We start from the raw sequence: 25,307 nt of genomic DNA, 5'->3' as shown, positions 1-25,307 counted from the left end.
CTGAGGCCGGAAAAGAAAAAGGCCAATCCATAGATTGGCCTAAGTCTTTGATTCTTCTGGTCGGGGCGAGAAGATTCGAACTTCCGACCCCTTGCACCCCATGCAAGTACGCTACCAGGCTGCGCTACGCCCCGACTAGAATTAAATTATAACAGCCACTTTAAGCATTTGTCATGTTTGCTTTCAAGCGGCCAACGTCGCTTGCATCCGGGACAGCTTTAACTGAGTAGCAAAGCCCGCATCGCGCAGCGGAATCCTTCCACCAGCGCCTCGCGGTTCATGTCCGGCCGCTGGATGCCGCGCACGGGCAGGCCGTGAAAAAACGTCACCAGCGTATTCAGCCGGCCGTCCAACAAGGTATCGTCCACCGGCAGCTGGCGCTGCTCGCGACCACGCCGGACCAGTTCACGTAACTGGTTATGGGCGCGCTCATCGACTTCCTTGAGCTTGGCCGCTATCACGGGATTGCGCGACGCTTCCGAATACATCTCCAGCGGCATATGCCACGGCTGCGGATCGAGCGACTCGGCCACGTGCATGGGCGCGTCTTCGAGCATGGCTTCCAGCGGATCGTCACGGCTATCGAGATCACGCAGCAGACCAGCCACGTGCTCCGCTTCGCGCTCCACAAACGCCAGGATGATGGCATCCTTGCTGTCGAAGTAGTTGTAGATATGGCCCGCACTCATGCCGGCCTGCTTGGAGATCTCCGCCATGCTGGCGCCATGGAAGCCGCTGCGGGCAAAGCACAGCGCCGCGGCTTCGAGTACCTGATTACGCCGCTGCTGGGCGCGCTCGGGATCGGTACGGCGTTTTACGGGAGCTGTGCTCATGCTGGTTCCTAGTCTATGGTCTGGCGAGTGGCGAAGGTGAGGCGGTACTGTGGCGAAGCATACGGCATTTGTCAATTTGGCGGGCCGGCAGTGCGACGGCCAAACAACACCGCCGCCCTGCCCGCCCGCACGGCACATTAGCTGCGCGGGCTGGCGCTCTCCGGCTGCCAGCCGCCACCAAGCACCTTGTACAGTGCCACCGCGTTGCTGGACTGCTCCAACTGTGCGCCGATCAGCCCCTGCTGCGCCACGTACAGCGCACGCTGCGCTACCAGCGCAGCCAGATGCGATTCGCTGCCCTGACGGTAGCGCGCATCGTGGATGCGGTAGCTCTTGTCGGCCGCCGACACCAGCGCGGTCTGCGCATCGACGCGCTGCACCAGCGTACCGCGCTGGGCCAGCGCATCGGACACTTCGCGCAAGGCCGACTGGATGGCCTTTTCATACTGGGCCAGCGAGATATCGCGGTTGGCTTTGGCGATGTTCAGATTCGCGCGGTTCACACCCCCGTCAAAAATCGGCAGATTAATCTGGGGGATGAAGCTCCACGTCGACGAACCGGCTTTGAACAGGCCATTCAGGCTGCTGCTGGCGCTACCGCCACTGGCCGTCAGAGAAATGCTGGGCAGGAAGGCCGCGCGGGCCACACCGATATTCGCATTTGCTGCCCGCAGCGCGCGCTCAGCTTCCTGCACATCGGGGCGGCTGGTCAGCACGTCCGACGGCAAGCCGGTGGGGATGGCCGCCAGCGTGGAATTCAGCTGCAGTGCAGCAGCCGGCAGCAGCGCCGCAGGCACTTCGGCGCCCACCAGCAGACGCAATGCATTCACATCGAGCGCCACTTGCGCCGTGTACAGCGCTACATCGCTGCGGGCCGCTTCCACACTGCTCTGGGCTTCATACAGATCGACGCCGGAACTGATGCCGCCGGCCTGGCGCTTCTGTATCAGATGATAGCTAAGTAGCTGGCTTTGCAGCGTGTCGTTCGCCAGCTTCAGACGCTGCTGATCGGCACCCAATGTCAGGTAGGCATTGGCCACTTCGGCCACCAGCGTAATCTGCTGGGCGCGGCGCGCTTCTTCCGTCGCCAGATAGCTTTGCAGCCCCGCTTCCGACAGATTGCGCAACTTGCCGAAGAAGTCCAGTTCATAGGCCGCCATACTCAGGCCGCCGCTGTACTGGCGGTTGATCTGCGCCGCACCGGTGGCGCTCATGGTTGCTGGCGTACGGCTGGCCGTCTGACCCACATTGGCCGACAGCTTGGGCAGCAGCGCCGCACTGTCTATGCTGTACTGGGCCTTGGCCTTGTCGATATTCAGCGCCGACACGCGCAGATCACGGTTGTTCGCGAGTGCCAGTGCAATCACTTCGCGCAGGCTGGCATCGGCAAAATAGTCGCGCCACAGAATTTCCGATGCCGGCTGGTCATCGTTGGCAGCCTGCGGCAGCGCCTTGTAGGCATCGCCTTGCGGCCATGCCGCATGCACGCCGCTGCTGGCTTGCGGTAGCACGGGTGCCAGACTGCAACCGGCCAGCAACGCCAGCGCGGCCACAGAGATCAGAGTTTTTTGCATGCTCATTTTCATGATTAGTTGGCCTCCACAGCGCTGGCTGGCGCAGCTTTTTTCTGCGCGAAGTAGCCGCGCACCAGCACAAAGAACAGCGGTACAAAGAAGATGCCGAGGAAGGTGGCCGACAGCATACCGCCCAGCACCCCGACACCGATCGCATTCTGGCTACCGGAACCGGCGCCGCTGGCCAGTGCCAGTGGCAACACGCCCAGACCGAAAGCGATCGACGTCATCAGAATCGGCCGCAGACGCAGGCGCACTGCCTGCAGCGTCGCCTGTTTCAGCGCCACGCCCTGCTCCTGCAACTCCTTGGCAAACTCCACGATCAGAATCGCATTCTTCGCCGCCAGACCGATCACCGTCAGCAGGCCTACCTGAAAGTACACGTCGTTCGACAGCTTGAACACAAAGGTAGCCAGCACGGCGCCGATCACACCCAGCGGCACCACCAGCAGCACCGAGAACGGAATCGACCAGCTCTCATACAGTGCCGCCAGACAGAGGAACACGATCAGCAGCGACAGCGCATACAACTGGGTGGTCTGCGAACCGGAATCACGTTCTTCCGTCGACAGGCCGGTCCATTCGTAGGCAATACCGGGTGGCAGCTTGGCCGCCATCTTTTCGATTTCCGCCATCGCCACACCGGAGCTCAGACCCGGAGCCGGCATGCCGAGGATTTCGGTGGATGGCATGCCGTTGTAGCGCTCCAGCCGTGGCGAAGCGTAGATCCACTGGCCGCTGGCGAAGGCCGAGAATGGCACCATCTCGCCTTTGGCATTGCGGGCAAACCATTTACCCAGATCTTCCGGCGCCATGCGCGACTCGGCCGCACCCTGCATATACACTTTCTTGACGCGGCCACGATCGACGAAATCGTTGACGTAGGCGCTACCCCATGCCGTGCTGAGTACCTTGTTCACCTCGTCGATGGACAGGCCCAGTGCCGCAGCCTTCTGCTGATCAATGGTGATCTTGTACTGCGGAGTATCGTCCTGCCCGTTCGGGCGTACGGCCATCAGCAGCGGGTTCTGTGCCGCCATGCCCAGCATCTGGTTACGTGCTGCCATCAGTGCTTCATGGCCCACACCACCGCGGTCCTGCAATTGCAAATCGAAGCCGCTGGCATTCCCCAGTTCGATCACGGCCGGCGGTGCAAAGGCAAACACCATCGCATCCTTGATGCGCGAGAAGCTGCCCATGGCACGGCCAACTATGGCATCCACGCGCATGGCGGCGCCTTTGCGCTCCGACCAGTCCTTCATGCGCACGAAGGCGATACCGGTATTCTGGCCATTGCCGCTGAAGCTGAAGCCTGCCACGGCAAACACGGAATCGACGGCCGCTTTTTCCTCGTTCATGAAATGCTGCTCGACCTGTTCGATCACCTTCAGCGTGCGCTGCTGGGTTGCACCCGTCGGTAGCTGGATCTGGGCAAACAGCACGCCCTGATCTTCTTCCGGCAGGAAGGACGTCGGCAAGCGCATGAACAGCGCAGCCAGGGCCGCCAGCAGCACGCCATACAGCACCAGCGTACGGCCCTGACGGTTCAGGATCGCACTGACCCAGCCCTGATAAGTGCTGCTGCCACGCTCGAAGCTGCGGTTAAACCAGCCGAAGAAGCCGGTATTGCTGGCATGGTGGCCTTTTTCCACCGGCTTGAGCAAGGTGGCGCATAGTGCAGGCGTGAACACCATCGCCACCAGCACGGACAGCACCATGGCCGAGACGATGGTGATCGCGAACTGGCGATAGATCACGCCGGTCGAACCGCCGAAGAAAGCCATAGGCACGAACACGGCCGACAGCACCAGCGCAATACCTACCAGTGCGCCGCTGATCTGGCCCATGGATTTACGCGTGGCTTCCAACGGCGACAGGCCCTCTTCCGTCATCACGCGCTCGACGTTTTCCACCACCACGATCGCATCGTCCACCAGCAGGCCGATGGCCAGCACCATGGCGAACATGGTCAACGTATTGATCGAATAGCCGAACGCGGACAGGATGGCGAAAGTACCCAGCAGGACCACCGGCACGGCCATGGTCGGAATCAGCGTGGCGCGGAAGTTCTGCAGGAACAGATACATCACGAGGAAGACCAGCAGCACCGCTTCCACCAGCGTCTTCACCACTTCTTCGATGGACAGCTTGACGAACGGCGTGGTGTCATACGCTACTACGGCCTTCATCCCCACAGGGAACTGCTTTTCCATCTGGCCGATCTTGGCTTTCACGGCTTTGGCCGTATCGAGCGCATTGGCACCCGTGGCCAGCTTCACGGCCACACCCGTTGCCGGCTTGCCGTTGTAGCGCGCCAGCACATTGTAGTTCTCGCTACCGAGTTCGATGCGCGCCACATCGCGCAGATACACAGTCGCCCCGCTGCTGGCCGTCTTCAGCAGAATCGCACCGAACTGCTCGGGCGTCTGCAGGCGGCTCTGGGCCGACACGGTGGCATTCAGTTGCTGCCCCGGCACTGCAGGCGCACCACCCAGTTCACCAGCCGAGACTTCGGCATTCTGTGCCTGGATGGCCGCCGAAACCTCGGCTGGCGTCAATTGGTAGCTATGCAGCTTGGCTGGATCGAGCCAGATCCGCATCGCATACTGCGCACCGAACGAAGTCACATCGCCCACGCCTTCGACGCGGCTCAGGCTATCGATCACATCGGAAGCCACGTAGTCGCCCAGATCGGCCTGCGTCATCTTGCCGTCTTCCGAAACGAAGCCCAGCACCATCAGGAAGTTCATGGTGGCTTTGGTCACCACCAGCCCCTGCTGGGTAACGATGGCCGGCAGCAGCGGCGTGGCCAGTTGCAGCTTGTTCTGCACCTGCACCTGCGCGATATCGGGATTGGTGCCGCTCTTGAAGGTCAGCGTGATGCTGATGCCGCCCGTGCCATCGCTGGACGAAGACATATAGCGCAAGCCATCGATGCCCTTCATTTTCTGTTCGATCACCTGCGTGACCGCATCTTCCACAGTCTTGGCGGAAGCACCCGGATAGGAACCGGTAATCGAAATCGATGGCGGCGCAATGCTAGGGTATTGGGCTATCGGCAGGCCGGTGATGGCTATCGCGCCCGCCAGCATGATGACGATGGCGACCACCCACGCAAAGATAGGCCGGTCTATAAAAAATCTTGACATAAGCTGCCTCCCTTATTGCGCGTTGCCGTGCTGGGCGACGCTGCTCGCTTGCGCCGTCGCTGCTGCCGGTTTCGCTACTTGTGCTGGCGCGCCCGGCTGCACTTTCTGCAAGCCTTCCACGATCACCAGATCGCCAGCCTTGAGGCCGGACTTGACCAGCCATTTATCGCCACGCGTCCCGCCTGTCACCAGCGTGCGCTGCTCGACCTTGCCCTGCGGGTTCAGCACCATCGCCGTCGCCTCGCCTTTCTGGTTGCGGCTCACGCCCTGCTGCGGCACGGCGATGGCCTGCTCGTTGACGCCAGCATCGACCACGGCGCGCACGAACATGCCGGGCAGCAGATCATGACGCGGGTTGGGGAAGATGGCGCGCAGCGTCACATTGCCCGTACCCGGGTCCACCGTCACATCGGAAAACTGCAGCTTGCCTTCCTGCGCATAGCGGCTGCCGTCCGACAGCAGCAGATGCACGCTGGCCTGCTGTGCACCGCGTTTCAGGCTGCCGCTTTCGAGTTCGCGCTTCAGGCGCAGCAAGTCCTCGCTCGACTGCGTTACATCCACATAGATAGGGTCGAGCTGCTGCACGGTGGCCAGCGCCGTGCTCTGTCCTGCCGTCACGAGCGCACCGGCCGTGACGCTGGAACGGCTGATACGGCCACTGATAGGCGCTTCCACCTTGGTGTACTGCAGGTTGATGCTGGCCGTTTCGAGTGCAGCAGTAGCCACCGCCACATCAGCCTTGGCCTGCTCGTACGCGGCCACGGCATCGTCGTAATCCTGCTTGCTCACGCCTTCGATGGCCAGCAGCTCCTTGTAGCGCGCTGCCTTGGGAGCGCTGCTCAGCAGATTCGCCTGCGCCTTGGCCAGTGCCGCCTTGGCCGACTGGTGGGCGGCCTGATAGCTGGCTGCATCGATCTGGTACAGCGCGGCGCCAGCCTGCACATCGGCGCCTTCGACAAACAGACGTTTCCGGACCAGCCCACCAACCTGCGGGCGCACTTCGGCCACCTGATAGGCGCTGGTGCGGCCCGGCAGTTCGGTGCTGATCTGTAGCGCTTCCGGCGCTACCTTGAAAACGCCCACCTCCGCCACCTGCGCATGAGGTGCTTCGGAGCTGGAGTGGGAGCAAGCGCTGAGGCTGAGCACAGCGCTGGCTGAAATGAGTGCGACGAGGCTGGTCGTGCGCAGATTCGGGGGGCAGAAACGAGCTTCCATATGAATTCTTTCTGTGTAAAAAATAAGCACAGACGTTAGAATGAACGATCATTCTAATTAAGTCAAGCAACATTTTTTTGAAAAACCCATCTAGAACGTGGCGAATTAGTGGCGTCAAGCAAGGAATTTGCCCATAGGACAGGGCTCCGCGCACAGCCCGGTGCTACAATGATTTATTTCCGACAGTCATTATTCTGGTCGTCTGTACATGATTTCGCCGCTCCCCCCACGTGCCAGACGGCCCCGCCTTACAACGCTGATCACGACCGGTCTGGTCGCTGCCGTACTGCTGTCCGTATTCGCCGTGCTGGGACTGGTCAGCCACAACGCCCACCAGAAATCCGAGCGCGAGGCCAGAGAGCGATTGCAGCAACTGTCCTGGCAAATGCGCGACACGCTCAACCGCGTCGTCCTGAGCGCCATCAACGACATCAAGCTGGTGCGCGAACTCCCCCAGATCAGCAATCCCCGCTCGCCCGACGAAGCCCGCAAGGTACTGGAAGCGCTGCAAAAATCCTCGCCCGACTATGCATGGATAGGTCTGGGCCATCCGGACGGCAAAGTGTATGCAGCCACTCAGGGCACGCTGGAAGGACAGGACGTCAGCACGCGCAACTGGTTCAACCACGGCCACGACCGCTACTACGCGAGCGATTACCACCCCACGACCTTGCTGGGCAAAAAACTGCCGGGCAGTGCCGACCCATGGCGCTTCGTCGATGTAGCCGGCCCAGTCACGGGCCCTGATGGCCAGTTCCGCGCCGTGCTGTGCGTGCAAATGAGCTGGACCTGGGCGCGCCGTCTGGTGCAATCGCTGCTGCCGCCGGGCGCCCAGCTCAATGGCGTGGAGATTTTTGTCCTGCGGCCGGACGGCACGGTCATCCTCGGCCCGCAGGGCATGGAAGACACGGTGATCCGCAGCACCAGCCTGTCGCTGGCCCAGAGTGGCACGGCGGGCAGCGTGCGCGAGAACTGGGCCGATGGCAAAACCTATCTCACCGCCTATGCGCTGACGGGCGATGCGGAAGACCGCAGCAATCTGAGCTGGACCGTGCTGGTGCGCCAGCCCGAAGCTATCGCACTGGCCAGTGCCGAGCAGCTGCAGCGCCCCATCCTGCTGCTGGGCGCCCTGCTGGCCGTGCTGGCCGGCTTGATCAGCATGCTGATGGCGCGCCGCCTGCTCGCTCCCCTCAACGCATTGAGTGCCGACATCGAAAACCGGCTGGCTGCGCAGGACCACAGCGCGCCGCTACCGCCCATCGCGCAGGTCGACAGCTTCCATGAAGGACAGGTGCTGTCGCAGGCGCTGGCGGAACTGGTGCGCAAGGAAGAAAGCCATCTGGATTCGCTGCGCAATCTGAACGAACGGCTGGAAACCACCGTGGCCCAGCGCACGCGTGAAATCGCCGGCAAGGCCATGCTGCTGGAACGCGCGCTGGCACAGGAACAGAGCACCCAGATGCTGCTGCAGGAACGCGCCGCCGAACTGCGCGCGATTCTCGACAATGCCTACGATGCCTTCATCGCGCTCGATCCCGGCGGCGTGGTGCTGGACTGGAACCGTCAGGCGGAAAAGCTGCTGGGCTGGAGCCGCGCCGAAGTCATAGGCCAGCCGCTGGCCGCCATGGTGCTGCCGCCGCTGCTGCGCCGCGCCTATGAACGCGATATGCGCCAACTGGCGGAAAGTGGCGGCGATACGGTGCTCAACCGCCGTATCGAACTGACGCTGCACAACCGCGCCGGACAGGAGCTGACGGTAGAAGTCGCACTGGCCTACGTGCCGCGCAGTTCGGGCCATCTGTTCATCGCCTTCCTGCACGATATCAGCGAACGTAAATCGCTGTTTGCCTCGATGGAGGCGATGGCGCTGCGCGATACCCTGACCGGCCTGCCGAACCGGCGTGCCTTGCTGGTGGCTCTGAATGATGCCATCCAGCGCGCCAACCGACTGCGCCAGAACTGCGCCGTGTTCTTCGTCGATCTGGACCGCTTCAAGCAGATCAACGACCGCTACGGCCACGAAGAAGGCGACGAGCTGCTGCGCCAGTTTGCCCAGCGCTTGCACGAGAATGTGCGTAAGACCGATACGGTGGGTCGTCTGGCTGGTGATGAATTTGTGGTGATACTGGAAAACCTGCAGGACGATAGCGCCGCGCAGGAAACGGCCGACAAGCTGCGCCCTGCACTGCTGCAGCCATTCAAGCTGAAAACTACCAGCGTCACGCTGAGCGCCAGCATCGGTATCGCCGTGCACCATCCGGACGATCCGCACGATATCGAAATGCTGCTGGGCCGCGCGGACCGCGCCATGTATCAGGACAAGCAGCTCGGCAAACCACTGCGCGTGCGCCGCTAGGCCGGCAGCACGGGCCTGCTGCCTGCAGGTACTACCTAGTACCTGCAGGCTCACCACGATTGCGGGCTTATTTCCAGTTGCCGCGCAGGTCCAGCACCAGCCGCTGCAAATGCTCGGGCGTGACATCCTGCGGCGCCACGGCTTCGCCCACGGCCAGCTCCAGCCGCGAACGCAGGCCGCTGCGGAATGCCCGCTCGAACACGTTCTCGCTGCTGCGGCTCAGCAGATGGCCCCACAGGCCGCGCAAGGCCATAGGAATCACCGGCACCTTGCTGCGCTCAACGATCTTGCTGACGCCATTCTTGAACGGATTGAGTTCACCCGTACGAGTCAACTGACCCTCGGGGAAGATGCACACCAGATCACCTTCGTGCAAAGCCTGGGCGATATCGACGAAAGCCTTCTCCATCAGCCACGGATCTTCCTTGGCCGGCGCGATCGGTATGGCGCGCGCAGTGCGGAACACCCAGCCCAGCAACGGCATTCTGAAAATCTGGTGATCCATCACGAAACGGATGGGACGCGGGCTGGCCGCCATGATCACAATCGCGTCGACATAGCTCACGTGGTTACACACCAGCACCGCAGCACCATCGACGGGAATGCGCTCCGCATCCACGCTGCGCACGCGGTGCACGGTCTGGATCAGCAGCCAGGCCAGGAAGCGCATGAGGAATTCCGGCACCAGCGAGAAGATGTATAGCGCCACCAGCGCGTTCAGCAGCGCGGTCACGAGGTATAGCTCGGGTATGGTGAAGCCCTGCCCCAGCAGCACGATGGCCAGTCCGGCCGCCGCCACCATGAACAGCGCATTCAGAATATTCATGCCGGCGATGGTGCGCGACAGGTGCGATGGTTCGCAGCGCGTCTGGATCAAGGCGAACAGCGGCACGATGTAGAAGCCGCCGAACAAACCTATCAGCAGCACATCGAGCAGAATGTGCAGCACGCCCGGCTGATGCAGCAAGGCCATGGCATCGAACTGCGCCGCCGCGGCCGGGGCCAGCAAGGTGCTGATGCCGCGGCTGGCAAAATACAAGTCGGCACCGAACAGCGTGAGGCCGATGGCACCGAACGGCACCAGACCGATTTCCACTTTGCGGCCGGACATGCGTTCGCACAGCAGCGAACCGCAGCCGACACCGAGCGAAAACACCGTCAGCAGCAGCACGAACACGCTATGGTCGCCATGCAGATTATCCTTGGCAAACACGGGGAACTGGGCCAGCACCAGCGCGCCATAGAACCAGAACCACGAGTTGCCCAGCATGGCCAGAAACACCACGCGGTTCTTGCGCGAATGGCCGATGTTGCGCACGGATTCGCCGATAAAATTCCAGCTCACTTTCAGCTCCGGCACCGGCGCGGGCGAGTGCGGAATGCGATAGCTGGCGATCAGCCCCAGCGCCGCCACGGCCAGCGTAGCCAGCGCTTCATAAACGATGCCATGGGGGTGCTGCACCACCAGCAGCGCGCCGAATATCTCACCGAGCAGAATGCCGACGAAAGTGCCCATCTCCGTCACGCCATTCCCGCCCATCAGTTCCTCGGGCTGTAGCTGCTGCGGCAGATAGGCATATTTGACGGGGCCGAACAGGGTCGAATGCACGCCCATGCCAACCACGCCCAGCACCAGCAGCCATAAAGTGTGGGTGAACCAGCCCAGCGCGGCCAGCGACATGATGCCCAGCTCCAGCCACTTCACCAGCCGGGTCAGCGCGCCCTTCTCGTATTTTTCAGCCAATTGCCCGGCCGTGGCCGAGAACAGCACATAAGGCAGGATGAACAGGCCCGGAATCAGGTTGGTAATCAGCGCGGGCGATAACGTGGTCCAGCTCAGGGCATCGTAAGTGATGATGACCACCAGCGCCGTCTTGAACAGATTATCGTTGAGCGCCCCCAGGAATTGGGTCCAGAAAAACGGCGCGAAACGGCGTTGCATCAACAGGGAAAACTGATTGGGCTGGCTCATGCTGGGCAGGTCCGTTCAAGATAGAGTAACCGGAAAGATTGAACGGATTATAACCTCAGCTTTCGGCCCCGGTTTGCGTTAAACGGCCGACCGCAAAAATTCGCCGCCCATAAAAAAAACGGCGCGCGGCAAGTCGCCGTGCGCCGCTACTAAGGAAAGCGGGAGCAGTGCGCAGCAGTTCAGTGCATCAGAATACCCACAGCTTATCGGCTGGCAGCTGCAGCCAGTACTGCCCTGCTTCGAGCTTGTATTTGGAATGGGCACGCACGCTGATGTCGCTGCCGTCCGTGCTCTTGAACAGGCATTCGAAGCGGTCACCCAGATACATACAGGTCAGCAGCGGCAGTTCGATGGCATTCTCCACCGGCGTAGCGCTGATCTTCACCTCTTCCACTCGGATGATGGTGGCCGGTTCCGCCGCGCCAGCACCGCGCGCCGTGGCCTGCAGCGTGGTGCCGCCCAGCGCCAGCGTGACCTGCTGGCCGCTGCGTGCCGTGACCTTGGCCGGCAGGCGGTTGTTACTGCCCATGAATTCGGCGCAGAACAGCGTTTCCGGCGTTTCGTACATGCTTTGCGGCGTGCCCTGCTGCTCGATCTTGCCGTTATTGAGCAGCAGGATACGGTCGGAGATCGCCATCGCTTCGGCCTGATCGTGCGTCACCATCAGGGCCGACAGTCCCAGACGAACGATCAGTTCGCGCAGGAAGGCACGCGCTTCTTCGCGCAGTTTGGCATCCAGATTCGACAGCGGCTCGTCCAGCAGAATTACGGGCGGGTTGTACACCAGCGCACGGGCTATCGCCACGCGCTGCTGCTGGCCACCGGACAACTGGTGCGGGAAGCGTTCGCCCAGATGACCGAGGCCGAGGTTCTTGAGGACGTCGTTGACCTTGTCCTTGATTTCACTGGCGCCCAGCTTGCGCAGCTTGAGGCCGTAAGCCACGTTGTCGAACACGGTCTTGTGCGGCCACAGCGCATACGACTGGAACACCAGCCCCAGATTGCGGTGCTCGGCCGGCAGCTCGAAATCGCGGCTGCCATCAAACACATTACGTTCGCCGATGGCGATGGTGCCCGCCTTGGGGCTTTCCAGTCCGGCCACGGCGCGCAGCAGCGTGGTCTTGCCGCTGCCGGAGGGCCCCAGCAGGGCTACCACTTCGCCCTTCTGCAGGTGCATGGATACACCCTTCAGAATGTGGTTCACATGGGCGCCTGAGCCATAGTCCAGATGCAGATCGTTGACGGTCAGTTCATTCATGGTGATGTCTCGTTTCATATTTTTTAAACTTGGTGAGGTACTTAGTTATGTAACTAGTTATGTAACTTCACGCCAAAGCGCAGCGCCACGCCCAGACCGATCGCAACCAGCGAAATATTGATGAAGGAAAGCGCGGCCACCAGATCGGTGGACCCCGTGGCCCACAGCGATACCAGCAACGCGCCTATCACTTCCGTGCCGGGCGAGAGCAGATACACACCGGTCGAGTATTCGCGTTCGAAGATCAGGAACACCATCAGCCATGCACCGAGCAGGCCGTATTTCACCAGCGGCACCGTCACATCGCGCGTGACCTGACCACGGCTGGCACCGACGGCACGTGCCGCTTCTTCGAGTTCCGGCCCTACCTGCAGCAGCGCCGTCGAAATCAGACGCATGCCGTAAGCCAGCCATACCACCGAGTAGGCCAGCCACAGGGCGAAGATGGTGGAGCGCAAGGAGCGCAGCAGCGGAATCGCGTTCTCGCTGAGCCAGATCGCCATGCCGTTATCCATGCCTTTCAATACACCATCGAGCCAGCTCGGCACGAACAGGAACACCCACAGGAAGGACAGGCCGGCCAGCAGGCCCGGCACAGCACGCGGCACCAGCACGCTGTAGTCGAGGAAGCGGGTAATGCCGTCCGGCTTGCGGTGCATGGCCAGCGCAATCGCGCAGTAGCAGATGACGGCGCAGGCGCCACCAATCACGCCGATCAGCACCGTGTTCAGGATGCCGCGCATCAGTGCCGGCTGGTCGAGAATTTCACGGAAGTGCTGCAGCGTCAACACATCGGCCAGACGTACGCCCTCGCCCCAGTACTGCACGAAGGAGCGCAGCAGAATGCCGGACAGCGGCATGATAATGGTGATCATCAGCCAGCCGAAGATCAGCGCAAACGCCAGCCATTTCCAGCGCCCCAGTGGCATAGGCTTGCTGCGTGCGCCCTTGCCTTTGATGGAGACGAATTTATTGGCCGACTTCAGCAGCCAGCGCTGCAGCATCACCAACGGCATGGTGACGGCCACCAGACATACGGCCACCGCAGCCATCAGGTGATAGGACGGCGTACCGAGCTTGTTGGTCAGCTTGTACAGATAGGTGGCCAGCACCAGATGGCCTTCCGGATCGCCGAGCACCAGCACCAGACCGAATACCTCGAAGCCGAGGAAGAACACCAGCACGGCCGCGTAAGCCAGCGCCGGCGTCACCATGGGCAGCGAGACATTGAACATCACCTGCAGCGGCGAGGCACCCGTGACGCGGGCCGCTTCTTCCACATCCGAACCGAGGCTCTTCAGGGCCGAGGAGGCGTACAGATACACGTGCGGCACGTGGGTCAGACCGGCGATCACCACGATGCTGGTGAAGGAGTAGATATTCCACGGGATGAAGCCCAGCAGGTCTTTCACCCACAGCGAGTAGAAGCCCACCGGCCCCATCGCCACGACGTAGCCGAAGCCCATCACCATGGGCGATACGAAGATGGGCACCAGCAGCAGCGGCGTAATCAGGCCACGGCCCGGCAGATCGGTTCGTATCATCAGGAAGGCCAGCATGCCGCCCAGCGGCACGGCGATGGCCGTCAGGCCGGCGGCCAGCGCCAGCGCGTTCTTGAAGGCCACCGAAAAATCGGGGTCTTCGAAGATGAAACGGTAGGCGTCCAGTCCCAGCTCCTTGGCGGGCATGAAGAAAGGCGCATTCAAAAAGCTCTGATAAAAGATCAGAAGCAGCGGCAGGAAGATGGCGGTAGCGGCGAGCGTCACCACCACCCCGCGCGGCCAGTTAATACTGTGCCGGCCCGAGCCGGTAAGGTTCAGAGTTTGCATAATGAGTCCGTGTGAGCGGATGGATGTATCGGCCAGCGCGCAGGAAGGGAGCGCGCGCTGGCTAGCCTGTCAGCGTAGTCGACGTCTAAAGTCGACGCCTAATATCGGGCGTACGGATCGCGGCGCTTACTTCTTGCCGGCGGTTTCTTTCCACTGCTTGAGGAAGGCCATGCGCTTGGCTGGCCCGAGGAATTGCAGCACCATGGGATGGACAGGAATCGGCTTGACTTTGTCCTTGCCTATCATCTTGATCAGCTCTGCCGACGTGGTTTCGCCTTTTACATCCTCGCGGATGGCGAACAGCTTGGCATCGTTGGCGATGATGGTCTGGCCGCGTTGCGACAGCAGATAGTCCAGCCACAGCTTGGCCGCGTTGACGTTCTTGGCGCCCTTGTTGATGAACTGGACGCGCGACAGGATCAGCGTGTAATCCTTGGGCAGCACCACACCTATCGATGGATCGGTCTTGGCGCGCACCAGTGCATAGGAGCCCAGCACGTTGTAGCCGATCAGGTTTTCACCGGACGAGATCCGCTCCATCATGGTGCCGGTGGACGACTGCACGCGCACCTTGGCTTCACCGAAGGCGTTTTCCAGCTCAAGGAACTTGGTGTTCTCGCGCGCATCCTGGGTCATGAACATGAAGCCCACACCGGATTTTTCGATATCGTAGGTGGTGACCTTGTCCTTGAACTTGGGCTGCACGATCAGCTTGGCGAAGTCGGCATGGTTCTGCGGGACTTCCTTGGCATCGAGCAGACGCTTGTTGTAGACGATGGCAGCCGGCTCGAAGGTGGTGCCGTAGGCCTGGTCATCCCAGATGGCCCAGCCCGGAATCTTGGCCGATTCGACCGATTTGTACTTGAGCGCATAGCCATCCGAAGCGAGGCGCATCTGCAGGTCCATCGCGGACGACCACATGACGTCGGCCGTATTGCCGCCGGCAGCCACTTCGGATATGAAGCGGTTGTACACTTCGGTGGAATTCATATCGTTGTATTCGACGGTAATGCCGGGATACAGGGTATTGAAGTCCTTGATCAGCGGCTGGGTAGCCTTGCTGTCTGTCGCGCCGTAGATCACCAGCTTGCCCTCTTTCTTGGCGCCGTCGATAATCTTCTGGTAGTCGGCCGGATAGCCGGCTGGCACTTGCGCCATGGCGGCGCCGGCAAACAGGGTGGCGCATGCAGCGGCCACAGTCATATGTAACTTCATCTTGGTCTCCGTCGTTTTAATAGTTGGTGTTCAGCGCATCAGACCGAGTTCGGTCGCACGCTTGCCGTAGTCTTCTACGGCCTTGCTTACATAGCGGGTCAGGGCATCGCCAGTCAGCCCGAAGGGGAACAGACCGGCACTGTCACGCATGGCGGCATAGCCGGGGCTTGCCATCACACGATCGAACGCTGCAACCCATAAACGATAATCCGCTTCCGGCACCTGTGGCGCCATCCATACGCCGCGGATGATAGGCCACACCACGTCGTAGCCCTGCTCGCGCGCCGTCGGCACACTGGCCAGTACACCGGGCAGACGCTGCTCGGACAGCACCGCCAGCACCCGTGTCGTGCCATTACCCGCATACAGCGTTGCTTCGCTTGCATCGCCGGACACCACCTGCACATAATTGGCGTGCATGGCAGTGAAGGCTTCGCCGCCGCCCTCGAGCGCCACGAAACGCAGCACTTTAGGATCGATGCCGGCGGCTTTGACGATCAGCGCCATCTTCAGCCAGTCCTGGCTGCCGATAGTGCCCGATACGCCGATCAGCACCTTGTGCGGCTGGGCTTTCAATGCGGCCAGCAATTCGCCCAGCGAGCGGTAAGGCGAATCGGCCCGCACGGCGATCATGCCGTAATCGGCACCTAGCGCCGCCACCCAGCGTACATCGGAGGCTTTCACCTTGCCGAATTTGCCCTGCGCCAGATTGAGCAGCGAACCACCCGAAAAAGCCACCAGCGTATTCGGCTCGGCGCGCCGCTGCGATACCAGCGAATGCCAAGCTACTGCACCGATACCACCGGGCAGGTAGCTGATGTGCATATCGGCCGGCGGCGCTTTGGCGCTGCCCTGCAAAGCTTGCAGACCTTTGCGCGCCAGCTTGCAGGTCAGGTCCATCGCGCCACCCGGTTTGGATGGCACGATGCACTCGGCACCTGCTGCCTGCGCAGTCACGCTGACCCAGAGGGCCGCCACAACAGCCAGCAAAACTTTGATCATCGTGTGTGTAATCTTAGAACGGTAAAGCTTTCAAAGCGCTTTCAGTCGACGGCGCCAGCGGAGGAACTGGCGCCGTCGCTATACCGGCTTAGAAGCGGTGCTGCATGCCCAGCGCCAGACCGTGCTGGCTGGTGCCGAAGCCGGCGTCATCACGCGACATGCCGGTCAGCTGGCCATTTTTCGACTTGGCGTAAGCGGCCGACACAAACACGTCGGTACGCTTGGACAGCGCGTAGCGATAACGCGCCACGTACATGGTCGGATCGGCATCCTTGCCGGCAGCGACATTCTTCACGTTGATGTGATAGACCGCAGCGGTCAGGGTGGTGGCAGCATCGGCCTTGTAGGCCACACCGCCCCAGGTCGTGGTGCCAGCGACATCAGCCGTCAGCGCTTTGCCTGCTACCAGTTTGTAATCGCGTACTACGCCCCAGACTTTGACAGGACCGGTTTCATAATTGAAGCCGATATGCCAGACGGTATTCTTGTCGCGGTTGCCGGTGGCTGCCACGGTGTTACCGTTGTTGCGCTCCCAGGTACCCATCAGATTTACGTCGCCCAGTTTGTAAATGGCGCTGAAGCCCACTTTGGCGCTATCCTGTGCGCCGGTAGCCTGTTCGCCGGCAGCGTAGTTGGCGCCGACTTTCAGATCGCCCACCGAGCCGCTGTATTTGATGATGTTGTCATAGGCGGTGGTGAAGCCGTATTTGCTTGGACCCGTCGCCGAGCCGCCCGCGGCCCACGAGTAGTAAGGCGCAAAGCCCATAGGGTCGAACGAGATCACGGTGTCATACACGGTGGTGAAGGAACGGCCGATGATCACGCGGCCAAAGCTGCCTTCCAGACCGATATTGGCCTGACGCTTGAACAGCACGCCGTCCATATTGCCGGTGTCCATCAGGATGCCGCCTTCGAGGTTGAACACGGCTTTCAGGCCGCCACCCAGATCTTCCGAACCACGCAGACCCCAGCGCGAGGTATTCATACCACCGGAAATCACGCTGGTCTGGCTGCCGCCCGTTGCCGATTTGTTATTGGCGGTTTCCATGCCCACGTCCAGCAGACCATATACCTGCACATTCGATTGCGCCTGTGCGGCGCCTGCTGCGAGGGCCAGAACGGCCAGAGTCAAAGCGGATTTTTTCATTCGAGTCTCCCAGAAGATATAGTTATCAGTGATGCCTGATATGCGATCAGGCTTCCCACTATAGGAGTCCTTAGCTTTCAATTCCCTTTCAGTGTCGCCTGGCTGCCACAAAACCGGCCCGCGCTTCCCTTTTGCCCCGCGCGCGACCATCATGCATGTCCATACACTGAACCGATTCCCTTTTGTACGCAACAAGAGGGCCAGAAATTAGCGAAAAGACATGCGTATACTGTTAGTTGAAGACCACACCGAGCTATCCCACTGGCTGGCCAAAGCCCTGCGCGAGGCCAACCTGACGGTGGAGTGCGCCGATAACGGCGCCGATGCGGACGCCCTGCTGCATACCCAGGACTACGCGCTGGTGATCCTCGATCTGACCCTGCCGCGCATGGACGGACTGGATGTGCTGCGCCGCCTGCGCGCCCGGCCGGCACCGCGCGGCCAGACGCCGGTACTGATACTGACGGCACGGGGCGGACTGGAAGACCGCGTGCAGGGCCTGAATCTGGGCGCCGACGACTATCTGGCCAAACCGTTCGAGCTGGCCGAACTGGAAGCGCGCGTGAAAGCCCTGCTCCGCCGCAGCGTAGGCAATGAAGCGCTGGTACACCACTGTGGCGCGCTGAGTTTCGATACGGTGACGCGCATGTTCAGCTACGGCGGCAATGCGCTGGCACTGACGCCGCGCGAACACGCCGTACTGGAAACCCTGATTACCCGATCGGGCCGCGCCGTATCGAAAGAAAAGCTGTTCGACGAAGTGTTCGCGCTGGCCGATGACGCCAATCTCGATGCCATCGAACTGTACATCCACCGCGTGCGCAAGAAGCTCGACATCGCCATTCCCGACGCTGCCGTCATTACCACGCTGCGTGGCATAGGCTATCTGCTGCAGCCGCGCCCGGCCAGCTAGGACCACCGCATGCCGCTACTGGCCAGACTCGCGCGCCGCTTCGGCCCGGAAGCCCGTCAGGGCAGCCTGCGCGGCCAGCTGCTGCGCTGGCTGCTGGGGCCCTTGCTGCTGCTGGTGGCGCTGAATACCTATTCGGTCTACCGCAATGCGCTCGATGCGGCCGACGTGGCCTATGACCGTTCGCTGCTGGCCTCGACGCGCGCGCTGGCCGAACGCGTGTCCATCGTCGACGGCAAGGTGGTGGCGGACGTCCCCTACGTAGCGCTGGACAGCTTCGAAACCGACACGCTGGGGCGGATCTACTACAAGGTCACCGGCATCAATGGCGAAACCGTATCCGGCTATGGCGACCTGCCGCCCGTGCCGGCCAACGTGCCTCGCTCTGAAACCTATCCGGCGCTGGTGCGCTTCTACCACGCCAATTACAACGGCCAGCCCGTACGTATCGCCGCCCTGCTGCAGCCCGTGTATGACGATTCCATGCGCGGCATCGCCCTGATACAGGTGGGCGAAACGCTGGAAGCGCGGCGCGGCCTGTCCAACCAGATCCTGTTCGATACACTGGCATGGCAGGCCTTGCTGCTGCTGGCACTGGCCCTGCTGGTGTGGTTCGCCGTGCGGCTGGTGCTGCAGCCGTTGATGCGTTTGAAACTGGTGGTGGAAACCCGCTCGCTCAACGACAGCTCGGACGTGGACCCGGCACTGGTGCACCGCGAAGTGCGCCCGCTGGTGGCGGCCATGAACAGCTCGCGTGCGCGCCTGCAGATACTGATCAGCAGCCAGCGCCGCTTCATTGCCGACGCTTCGCACCAGCTACGCACCCCGCTCACCGTACTCAAGACGCAGGCCGAGCTGGCCCTGCGCGCCTGCGACCGGCCCGGCAGCGATGCCGAACAGCTACGTGCCACGCTGCGCGATATTGTGCACAGCATCGCCGCCACCACCGACTCCACCATCAATCTGGCCAACCGTTTGCTGACACTGGCGCGCATCGAACATGGCGGCGATCTGGAAGGGAGCAGCAATACCAACGAGCGGGTGGACCTGCGCGACATCGCCCGTCAGGTCGGGCTGGAACTGGCCATGGCGGCCGTGGCCAAGCAGATCGATCTGGCGCTGGAAGCGGAAACCGAATGCGTGATCGAAGGGCAGGCTTTTCTGCTGCATGAACTGATCGCCAACCTGACCGACAATGCGCTGCGCTACACGCCGGCCGGCGGCAGCGTCACGCTGCGCGTGCGCAGTACGGCGCAGCAGGTGCTGCTGGAAGTGGAAGACAGCGGCCAGGGCATACCGGCCAGCGAACGGGAACGCGTGTTCGCGCCGTTCTATCGCGCCAGCGCCACGCTGGAGCGCAACCCGGGCGGCGCCGGTCTGGGGCTGGCCATCGTGCGCGATATCGCCACCCTGCATGGCGCCAGCATCAGCCTGAGCGACGCCAGCCCAGGCACGCCGCAAGCCCCCGGCCTCAAGGTACAGGTCAGCTTTCCCGCAGCGGGCAGCGCGCTCGGGTAAAATCGCCCCCTGAGGCATCAGCGCAAGCCAGCCTCGCTGCACAACACGCAACCGAAAGCTCCCGATGATTACCAGAGAAGATATGCTCGGCCTGTTCGCCGATATGAAAAAGAACGCCCCGTGGGATATGAACAAGCCGCTACTGTGGGGCTATTTCTTTGCCGATCAGGACAAGGCCAAGCTGGAAGCAGCCGGCAAGCTGCTCGAAGCGCAAGGCTACCATCAGGTGGGCATCTACGATTCCAAACCGGAAGCCGATACGCCGGCCTTGTGGTGGCTGCATATAGAGAAAGTGGAACTGCACACGGTCGACACCCTGCATGCACGCAATCAGGAGTTCTACCGCTTTGCCGAAGCCCAGCAACTGGAAGCCTACGACGGCATGGACGTCGGCCCCGCCTGAAGCGGCGCGGCAAATAAAACAGCCGGCATGCAAAGCAATGCCGGCTGCCGGGGAAGCTGGTCTGATCAGATCAGGCCAGGTTTTCCAGACGTATCTTGGTCACGCTGCCGCACACGGTGGCCAGGCCTTCGATCTTGGCGATCGCTGCCAGCACATTCTTTTCCTGCGTCTGGTGGGTCAGGAAGATGATGTCGGTACGGGTTTCGCCGTCCGCCGGTTCCTTCTGCATCATGGCATCGATCGAAATCGTCGCATCAGCCAGAATGCGGGTCAGGTCGGCCAGCACGCCCGGCTGGTCGCTCACATTCATGCGCAGGTAGTAGCTGGTGGTGATTTCCGCCATCGGCAGAATCTCGATGTTGGTCAGCTCGTTCGGCTGGAAGGCCAGATGCGGCACGCGGTGCTCGGCATCGGCCGTGGCCAGACGGGTGATATCGACCAGATCGGCGATCACGGCCGAAGCAGTCGGCTCGGAACCCGCACCTTTACCGTAGTACAGCGTCGCGCCCACGGCGTCGCCCTGCACCAGCACGGCGTTCATGGCCCCTTCCACATTGGCGATCAGGCGCTTGGCCGGGATCAGGGTCGGGTGCACGCGCAGCTCCACACCTTCCACGCCATTGACCTTGGCGCGCTTGGCGATGCCCAGCAGTTTGATGCGGTAGCCCAGCTGTTCGGCGTAGCGGATATCGATGGCATTCAGCTTGGAGATGCCTTCCACATAGGCTTTATCGAACTGCACGGGAATGCCGAAGGCGATGGCCGACATGATGGTGGCCTTGTGCGCCGCATCCACGCCTTCGATGTCGAAGGTCGGATCGGCTTCGGCATAGCCGAGTTCCTGCGCCTGTTTCAGCACGGTGGCGAAATCCAGCCCCTTGTCACGCATTTCGGACAGGATGAAGTTGGTGGTACCGTTGATGATACCGGCCAGCCATTCGATGCGGTTGGCCGTCAGGCCTTCGCGCAGCGCCTTGATGATGGGGATGCCGCCAGCGACTGCCGCTTCGAACGCCACCATCACGCCCTTGGCCTGTGCTGCTGCAAAAATCTCGTTGCCATACACGGCCAGCAGGGCCTTGTTGGCAGTGACCACGTGCTTGCCATTGGCGATCGCCTGCAGCACCAGTGCCTTGGCCTGATCGTAACCACCGATCAGTTCAACGACGATATCGATTTCCGGATCATTGACGATGTCGAACGGGTCGGCCACCACTTTGACCTTGCCGCCAGTGCGCTCCTTGGCGCGTTCCAGATTACGGGCCGATACGGCCACCACTTCAATGCCACGGCCGGCACGGCGGCGGATTTCTTCCTGATTGCGCTGCAGTACATTGAAGGTACCGGAACCGACGTTGCCGACGCCGAGCAAACCTACTTTGATGGATTTCATATAAACCGTTTCTCTGATGATCTGGTCTGGATAATTAGAAGCTGCTGCCGTGACGCTTGCGGTAGCTTTCCATGAACTTGGCGATACGGCCGAAAGCTTCCGTCATATCGTCGGTATTGGGCAGGAATACCACGCGGAAGTGATCCGGGGCGATCCAGTTAAAGCCGCTGCCCTGCACGATCAGCACCTTGGTTTCCGCCAGCAGCTCGTAGGCGAACTGCTGGTCGTCCTCGATCGGGTAGATCTTGGGATCGAGGCGCGGGAACATATACAGCGCTGCCTTGGGCTTGACGCAGGTGACGCCCGGAATATCGGTCAGCAGCTTATAGGCCAGATCGCGCTGCTTGAGCAGACGCCCGCCCGGCCCCACCAGATCGTCGATCGACTGGTAACCGCCCAGTGCCGTCTGGATGGCAAACTGGCCCGGCGCGTTGGCGCACAGGCGCATCGAAGCCAGCATATTCAGGCCTTCGATATAGTCCTTGGCATGGCTCTTCTCGCCCGACACGATCATCCAGCCCGAGCGATAGCCGCAGGCGCGGTAGTTTTTCGACAGACCGTTGAAGGTCACGAACAGCACGTCGTCGGCCAGCGAGGCGATCGAGACGTGCTGGGCGCCGTCGTACAGCACCTTGTCGTAGATCTCGTCGGCGTAGATGATCAGCTCGTGCTCGCGCGCCAACTGGATGATCTGCTCGAGCAGTTCCACCGGATACAGCGCACCGGTCGGGTTGTTGGGGTTAATGACGACGATGGCGCGCGTGTTCGGCGTGATCTTGCTGCGCATATCCTCGATGTCGGGATACCATTCCTGCTGCTCGTCGCAGATGTAGTGCACCGGCTTGCCGCCAGACAGGCTGACGGCCGCCGTCCACAGCGGATAGTCGGGCGCCGGTACCAGCACTTCGTCGCCGTTGTTGAGCAGAGCATTCATGGCCATCACGATCAGCTCGGAGGCGCCATTGCCCAGATACACGTCGTCGATGGTCACGCCACGGATGTTTTTCTGCTGGCTGTAGTGCACCACCGCCTTGCGCGGGGCAAACATGCCCTTGGAATCCGTGTAACCGGCCGCGTCGGGCAGGTTGATTTTCATGTCCCGCACGATCTCGTCGGGCGGATCGAAACCGAATACGGCCAAGTTGCCAATATTCAACTTCGTAATCTTATGGCCCTCTTCTTCCATCTGCCGGGCTTTTTCCGGCACTGGACCGCGGATTTCGTAGCAAACTTCCGCTAATTTGTTGGATTTTTGAATAGGTCGCAAAATAAAATCCTGTTCTGGTGAAGCAAACCGCTGTGGCCTGCTAAAAACGCCCGCCGGCCCGTGCTGCAATGCGAAAAGACCCATTCTGCCGAAAGCATCCCATTTAATCAACCTTTCAGACTGGAAGTGCACGGAAAAACGCTACAATGACGCTTCTTTTGACGATTAAAACCGCCCATCTGTTGAATCTGTTGATTAACACCGCCCCATGAAGCTTCACGCCAGCGATACCCAGAAATACCAAACCGTCACCGGCTACGACGCCGCTGGCGTCGAAATCAATGCCCAGCGCTACGATTACAGCCTGATCGTCATGCCCGAAGTGGCACCGCGCGCCTGGGATGCCCCCACTTTCGAAAGCATTACCGAAGCCCATTTCCAGCAAATAGGTGCCGACAACCCCGACGTGGTCATCCTCGGCACGGGCGAGCGCCAGCGCTTCATCCACCCGCGCCTGACGGCCGCCCTGACCATGCGCCGCATCGGCGTGGAATGCATGGATAGCCAGGCTGCCTGCCGCACTTACAACATCCTGATGGGCGAAGGCCGCAAGGTCACGCTGGCCCTGATCATTCCACCGCAAGGGGAGTCTGCCGCCTGATGAACGATCTGTATAACAACAAGAAAGTCCTTTGGTCGCTGCTGACCGTGTTCATCCTGGTCTGGCTGTATGCACTGGGCGTGCGTACCCTGGTACCGCCCGATGAGGGCCGCTATGCGGAAATGGCGCGCGAAATGTTCGCCAGCGGCGACTGGATCACCACGCGCCTGAACGGTATCAAATACTTCGAGAAACCGCCGCTGCAGACCTGGATGAACGCGCTGTCGTTCGCCGCCTTCGGCCTCGGTGAATGGCAGGCGCGCCTGTGGACGGGCCTGTGCGGCCTGCTCGGTGTGCTGCTGAGCGGCTATGCGGGCACGCGCGTGTTCGGCCCGCGCGTGGGCTTCTACGCGGCACTGGCGCTCGGCTCCAGCCTGTTCTGGGTGGCTTCCGGCCAGATCGATTCGCTCGATATGAGCCTGTCCGGCATGATGGCCATCGTCCTGTGCTCAGTGCTGATCGCCCAGCGCGACGACGCCACGGCCAGCGAACAGCGCAACTGGATGCTGCTGTGCTGGACCGGCATGGCGCTGGCCGTGCTGGCCAAGGGCCTGATCGGACTGGTGCTGCCCGGCGCCGTGCTGGTGCTGTATTCGCTGCTGTCGGGCGACTTCGCCATCTGGAAGCGTCTGCATCTGGGCAAAGGCCTGCTGCTGTTCTTCGCTGTTGCCACGCCGTGGTTCGTGCTGGTGGGCCTGCGCAACCCCGAACAGCCGCACTTCTTCTTCGTGCACGAGCACTGGGAACGCTTCTTCCTCAAGACCCACCACCGCGAAGGCGCGTGGTACTACTTCTTCGTGCTGCTGGCACCGGGCATCCTGCCGTGGCTGGGCATATTGCCGCAAGCGCTGCTGGCCGCCGGCCGCCGCCGCGTCGAAACCCGTTTCCAGCCGCGCCTGCTGCTGCTGATCTGGAGCGTGTTCATTTTCACCTTCTTCAGCTATTCGAGCTCCAAACTGCCCGGCTACATCCTGCCCATCTTCCCGGCGCTGGCCCTGCTGCTGGCCGTCTATCTGGAAACCGCGCCGCGCCGCAGCCGCATTATCGCGGCCGGCCTGCTGGTGGTCATCGGCATCGCCGGCATCATCGCCGTGCCGCAGATGGTCAATGTCGGCGTACGCCATGCCAGCGAGACCAAGCTGCTGGTGGCCTACCAGCCGTGGGTGCTGGCAGCCGCCATCATCACCGCTGCCGGCGGTGCCGTGGCCCTGCTGCATGCGCGCCACCTGCGCCGCGACCTGACCGTGCTGACCATGGCGATCGCCGGCTTTGCCGCCACCGAACTGATACTTACGGGCTTTGAACCTTACGGCGCCATGCGCGCCGGTAAGACTGCAGCGCTCAAAATGCTGCCGGAGCTGAAAGCGGATACACCGATCTACTCGGTGGCCACCTACGAACAGTCGATGACCTTCTACCTGCGCCGTCCGGTCACGCTGGTGGACTACTGGGACGAATTCACGTTCGGCCTGAGCCAGCAGCCGGAGCTGTCCATTCCCAAGGTCGAACAGTTCGTCGAACGCTGGCAGCAGCACAGCAAGGCAGGCGTGAAAGCGCTGGCCATCATCAGTCCGGAAAAATACGCCGAACTGAAACAGCAAGGCCTGACCATGCGCGTGGTGGTGCAGGATACCCGCCGCGTCGTGGTGGCCAATCTGTAAACAC

18 protein-coding genes and 1 tRNA gene are annotated in these 25,307 nt (G+C 61.6%); 6 read left to right on the top strand and 13 right to left on the bottom strand.

The window, feature by feature from the left end; all coding sequences use genetic code 11:
- Positions 1-57: 57 nt before the first annotated feature.
- The 5 genes from GM655_RS04765 to GM655_RS04745 all read right to left on the bottom strand — a co-directional run bounded on the left by GM655_RS04765 (position 58) and on the right by GM655_RS04745 (position 6,771).
- Positions 58-134, bottom strand: a tRNA-Pro gene (locus tag GM655_RS04765).
- A gap of 84 nt (positions 135-218) precedes the next feature.
- Positions 219-833, bottom strand: coding sequence for a TetR/AcrR family transcriptional regulator (locus GM655_RS04760; protein WP_155433436.1), 615 nt, complete (start codon positions 831-833; stop codon positions 219-221).
- Between the two features lie 137 nt (positions 834-970).
- Positions 971-2,407: an efflux transporter outer membrane subunit gene (locus GM655_RS04755; RefSeq protein WP_155433435.1), complete on the bottom strand. Its 1,437-nt coding sequence runs from the start codon at positions 2,405-2,407 to the stop codon at positions 971-973.
- A gap of 14 nt (positions 2,408-2,421) precedes the next feature.
- Entirely contained in the window at positions 2,422-5,556 is a 3,135-nt protein-coding gene (locus GM655_RS04750) for an efflux RND transporter permease subunit (RefSeq protein ID WP_155433434.1), read from the bottom strand.
- 12 nt (positions 5,557-5,568) lie between these two features.
- A complete protein-coding gene (locus GM655_RS04745) occupies positions 5,569-6,771 on the bottom strand; it encodes an efflux RND transporter periplasmic adaptor subunit (protein WP_155433433.1) in 1,203 nt (400 codons plus the stop codon).
- A 208-nt stretch (positions 6,772-6,979) separates the two neighbouring features.
- Between GM655_RS04745 and GM655_RS04740 the strand changes: the two genes are divergently transcribed.
- A complete protein-coding gene (locus tag GM655_RS04740) occupies positions 6,980-9,127 on the top strand; it encodes a diguanylate cyclase domain-containing protein (protein ID WP_155433432.1) in 2,148 nt (715 codons plus the stop codon).
- Between the two features lie 67 nt (positions 9,128-9,194).
- Here GM655_RS04740 and GM655_RS04735 read toward each other — a convergent pair whose 3' ends face one another.
- The 6 genes from GM655_RS04735 to GM655_RS04710 all read right to left on the bottom strand — a co-directional run bounded on the left by GM655_RS04735 (position 9,195) and on the right by GM655_RS04710 (position 17,550).
- A complete protein-coding gene (locus GM655_RS04735) occupies positions 9,195-11,099 on the bottom strand; it encodes an MFS transporter (RefSeq protein WP_155433431.1) in 1,905 nt (634 codons plus the stop codon).
- A gap of 187 nt (positions 11,100-11,286) precedes the next feature.
- Positions 11,287-12,357, bottom strand: a complete 1,071-nt coding sequence (locus GM655_RS04730) for an ABC transporter ATP-binding protein (protein ID WP_155433430.1) — start codon at positions 12,355-12,357, stop codon at positions 11,287-11,289.
- A gap of 53 nt (positions 12,358-12,410) precedes the next feature.
- Positions 12,411-14,186, bottom strand: a complete 1,776-nt coding sequence (locus tag GM655_RS04725) for an ABC transporter permease (protein WP_155433429.1) — start codon at positions 14,184-14,186, stop codon at positions 12,411-12,413.
- A gap of 126 nt (positions 14,187-14,312) precedes the next feature.
- Positions 14,313-15,401: an ABC transporter substrate-binding protein gene (locus tag GM655_RS04720; RefSeq protein ID WP_155433428.1), complete on the bottom strand. Its 1,089-nt coding sequence runs from the start codon at positions 15,399-15,401 to the stop codon at positions 14,313-14,315.
- A 30-nt stretch (positions 15,402-15,431) separates the two neighbouring features.
- On the bottom strand, positions 15,432-16,403 hold the full coding sequence (locus GM655_RS04715) for a Bug family tripartite tricarboxylate transporter substrate binding protein (protein WP_155433427.1): 972 nt from the start codon (positions 16,401-16,403) through the stop codon (positions 15,432-15,434).
- A gap of 88 nt (positions 16,404-16,491) precedes the next feature.
- Positions 16,492-17,550, bottom strand: coding sequence for a porin (locus GM655_RS04710; protein WP_155433426.1), 1,059 nt, complete (start codon positions 17,548-17,550; stop codon positions 16,492-16,494).
- 220 nt (positions 17,551-17,770) lie between these two features.
- Between GM655_RS04710 and GM655_RS04705 the strand changes: the two genes are divergently transcribed.
- From GM655_RS04705 to GM655_RS04695, 3 genes are all read left to right on the top strand, one after another.
- A complete protein-coding gene (locus tag GM655_RS04705; RefSeq protein WP_155433425.1) occupies positions 17,771-18,463 on the top strand; it encodes a response regulator in 693 nt (230 codons plus the stop codon).
- Positions 18,464-18,472: 9 nt separating this feature from the next.
- On the top strand, positions 18,473-19,978 hold the full coding sequence (locus GM655_RS04700) for a sensor histidine kinase (protein WP_155433424.1): 1,506 nt from the start codon (positions 18,473-18,475) through the stop codon (positions 19,976-19,978).
- Positions 19,979-20,042: 64 nt separating this feature from the next.
- The gene (locus tag GM655_RS04695; protein WP_155433423.1) at positions 20,043-20,381 is read left to right on the top strand and encodes a ribonuclease E inhibitor RraB; all 339 of its coding nucleotides are present in this window, start codon (positions 20,043-20,045) and stop codon (positions 20,379-20,381) included.
- Positions 20,382-20,451: 70 nt separating this feature from the next.
- Here GM655_RS04695 and GM655_RS04690 read toward each other — a convergent pair whose 3' ends face one another.
- Positions 20,452-21,774, bottom strand: coding sequence for a homoserine dehydrogenase (locus tag GM655_RS04690; RefSeq protein ID WP_155433422.1), 1,323 nt, complete (start codon positions 21,772-21,774; stop codon positions 20,452-20,454).
- Between the two features lie 34 nt (positions 21,775-21,808).
- Positions 21,809-23,041: a pyridoxal phosphate-dependent aminotransferase gene (locus tag GM655_RS04685; protein ID WP_155433421.1), complete on the bottom strand. Its 1,233-nt coding sequence runs from the start codon at positions 23,039-23,041 to the stop codon at positions 21,809-21,811.
- A gap of 208 nt (positions 23,042-23,249) precedes the next feature.
- Here GM655_RS04685 and GM655_RS04680 point away from each other — a divergent pair, with 208 nt between their 5' ends.
- A complete protein-coding gene (locus GM655_RS04680; RefSeq protein ID WP_155433420.1) occupies positions 23,250-23,642 on the top strand; it encodes an Mth938-like domain-containing protein in 393 nt (130 codons plus the stop codon).
- Positions 23,642-25,303 (top strand): glycosyltransferase family 39 protein, encoded by a 1,662-nt coding sequence (locus GM655_RS04675; protein ID WP_155433419.1) that lies wholly within the window; start codon positions 23,642-23,644, stop codon positions 25,301-25,303. The genes GM655_RS04680 and GM655_RS04675 overlap by 1 nt, the downstream gene beginning before the upstream one ends.
- Positions 25,304-25,307 lie beyond the last annotated feature (4 nt).

This window comes from Pseudoduganella danionis (genome assembly GCF_009720775.1).
Taxonomy (GTDB): Bacteria; Pseudomonadota; Gammaproteobacteria; order Burkholderiales; family Burkholderiaceae_D; genus Rugamonas; species Rugamonas danionis.
The sequence above is the reverse complement of the archived record's forward strand: the minus strand, read 5'-3'. Positions and strand labels throughout refer to the sequence as shown.

Coding starts and splice junctions, on each gene's coding strand:
- GM655_RS04720 (WP_155433428.1), bottom strand. CDS start 15,401: ATGAAGTTACATATGACTGTGGCCGCTGCATGCGCCACCCTGTTTGCC.
- GM655_RS04675 (WP_155433419.1), top strand. CDS start 23,642: ATGAACGATCTGTATAACAACAAGAAAGTCCTTTGGTCGCTGCTGACC.
- GM655_RS04730 (WP_155433430.1), bottom strand. CDS start 12,357: ATGAATGAACTGACCGTCAACGATCTGCATCTGGACTATGGCTCAGGC.
- GM655_RS04680 (WP_155433420.1), top strand. CDS start 23,250: ATGAAGCTTCACGCCAGCGATACCCAGAAATACCAAACCGTCACCGGC.
- GM655_RS04700 (WP_155433424.1), top strand. CDS start 18,473: ATGCCGCTACTGGCCAGACTCGCGCGCCGCTTCGGCCCGGAAGCCCGT.
- GM655_RS04755 (WP_155433435.1), bottom strand. CDS start 2,407: ATGCAAAAAACTCTGATCTCTGTGGCCGCGCTGGCGTTGCTGGCCGGT.
- GM655_RS04705 (WP_155433425.1), top strand. CDS start 17,771: ATGCGTATACTGTTAGTTGAAGACCACACCGAGCTATCCCACTGGCTG.
- GM655_RS04695 (WP_155433423.1), top strand. CDS start 20,043: ATGATTACCAGAGAAGATATGCTCGGCCTGTTCGCCGATATGAAAAAG.
- GM655_RS04725 (WP_155433429.1), bottom strand. CDS start 14,186: ATGCAAACTCTGAACCTTACCGGCTCGGGCCGGCACAGTATTAACTGG.
- GM655_RS04745 (WP_155433433.1), bottom strand. CDS start 6,771: ATGGAAGCTCGTTTCTGCCCCCCGAATCTGCGCACGACCAGCCTCGTC.
- GM655_RS04740 (WP_155433432.1), top strand. CDS start 6,980: ATGATTTCGCCGCTCCCCCCACGTGCCAGACGGCCCCGCCTTACAACG.
- GM655_RS04735 (WP_155433431.1), bottom strand. CDS start 11,099: ATGAGCCAGCCCAATCAGTTTTCCCTGTTGATGCAACGCCGTTTCGCG.
- GM655_RS04715 (WP_155433427.1), bottom strand. CDS start 16,403: ATGATCAAAGTTTTGCTGGCTGTTGTGGCGGCCCTCTGGGTCAGCGTG.
- GM655_RS04760 (WP_155433436.1), bottom strand. CDS start 833: ATGAGCACAGCTCCCGTAAAACGCCGTACCGATCCCGAGCGCGCCCAG.
- GM655_RS04750 (WP_155433434.1), bottom strand. CDS start 5,556: ATGTCAAGATTTTTTATAGACCGGCCTATCTTTGCGTGGGTGGTCGCC.
- GM655_RS04690 (WP_155433422.1), bottom strand. CDS start 21,774: ATGAAATCCATCAAAGTAGGTTTGCTCGGCGTCGGCAACGTCGGTTCC.
- GM655_RS04710 (WP_155433426.1), bottom strand. CDS start 17,550: ATGAAAAAATCCGCTTTGACTCTGGCCGTTCTGGCCCTCGCAGCAGGC.